Genomic DNA, 1,406 nt, shown 5'->3' with positions numbered 1-1,406 from the left:
TCATGAGGTTGCCGGCCAGCGGCCGGCACTACCAGTGACGTCGGCGGTATGCTGGTGGGCCTTTCCCCGCTGCAGCCGGAGCCCCCGCGTGAGCACCTCGATCCAGGATGTTTCCCTCACCACCATCGACGGCCAGCCGTCTTCTCTTGCCGACTATCAGGGCAAGGTACTGCTGCTGGTCAACGTGGCGTCCAAGTGCGGTCTGACCCCGCAGTACGAAGGCCTGCAGGCGCTGTACGCGGAGAAGCACGCGCAGGGCCTGGAAGTGCTGGGCTTCCCGGCCAACAACTTCCTCGGCCAGGAGCCGGGCAGCGAGGCGGAGATCCAGCAGTTCTGCCAGCTGACCTACGACGTGAGCTTCCCGATGTTCGCCAAGATCAGCGTGGCCGGTGAAGACACCCATCCGCTGTACCAGCAGTTGACTGCTGCGCAGCCGCAGGCGATCGGCGAAGGCCCGCTGCGCGAGCGCCTGGCCAGCAAGGAAATTCCGATCCACGCGGCGCCGGCGGTGCTGTGGAACTTCGAGAAGTTCCTGGTCGGTCGCGACGGCAAGGTCATCGCCCGCTTCGCCCCGGACGTTGCCGCCGATGATGCGCGCCTGCGCGAGGCGGTCGAGGCTGCACTGGCTGCCTGATCGCCGGGGTCGGATCCCTTTCCACGGGAAAGGGCTCCGACCCGACCCACAGCGCCCAAAAAAAACCCCGCCTAGGCGGGGTTTTTCGTTCATGCGGTGCCAACGTGGATCAGTTTGTCCACTGCGGCATCGGCATCGCATCGACCGGGATCGGCGAGTTCGCATCGTCGCTGCCACGCTCGCGCTTGCCGCGCAGGTCGTTCTCGATCTGGTAGTTGCGGCGCTGCATCCAGGCATCGCGGACCAGGGCGTATTCGTCCACCGCGGTATCGCGCAGGTCGTCGATCGCCAGCAGCTGCGCGCGGGTATCGACCAGCTGCAGCCCCTGCAGACCGATGCGGTACTTGTCGCTTTCGATGCGGCGGATCGGCGACAGCGGGATGTCACCGGCCAGGCCGAACACATCACGCACGGTACGCGGGCCGAAGAACGGCAGTTCCACGTAGCGCGAACGACGCCAGCCCCAGGCACCCAGGGTCTGCCCGAAGTCCTCGTTGCGACGCGGCACCATCGCCTTGCTGGCCGGGTCGAACAGGCCACCGACGCCCAGCGTGCTGTTCATCAGGAACCGGCCCAGGCTGTCCCAGGCGTCGCCGGGGCGGCCCTGCAGCAGCTGGTTGGTAATGGTCAGCGGCGCCCGCAGGTTGCTGAAGAAGTTGCTCACGCCGGTACGGGCAAAGCGCGGCACCACGTGGGTATAGGCGGTTGCCAGCGGGCGAGCGATACCGCGGTCGACGGCGTTGTTGAACCCGTGCACCTTGCGGTTGAACGG

At 66.7% G+C, this 1,406-nt stretch carries 2 protein-coding genes; one reads left to right on the top strand and one right to left on the bottom strand.

Annotated features, from left to right (window positions below; all coding sequences use genetic code 11):
* The first annotated feature begins 88 nt into the window (after positions 1-88).
* Complete coding sequence (locus AB4Y84_RS21630) at positions 89-634, top strand: glutathione peroxidase (protein ID WP_442244247.1); 546 nt, start codon at positions 89-91, stop codon at positions 632-634.
* Positions 635-743: 109 nt separating this feature from the next.
* Here the strand turns inward: AB4Y84_RS21630 and AB4Y84_RS21625 are convergent.
* Positions 744-1,406 (bottom strand): MlaA family lipoprotein (locus AB4Y84_RS21625; protein ID WP_442250928.1); only part of this gene is annotated, 663 nt, incomplete at its 5' end.

This window comes from Stenotrophomonas sp. 2YAF22, from assembly GCF_052114665.1.
Lineage (GTDB): Bacteria > Pseudomonadota > Gammaproteobacteria > Xanthomonadales > Xanthomonadaceae > Stenotrophomonas > Stenotrophomonas indicatrix.
This window is presented reverse-complemented; position numbering and strand designations above follow the sequence as displayed.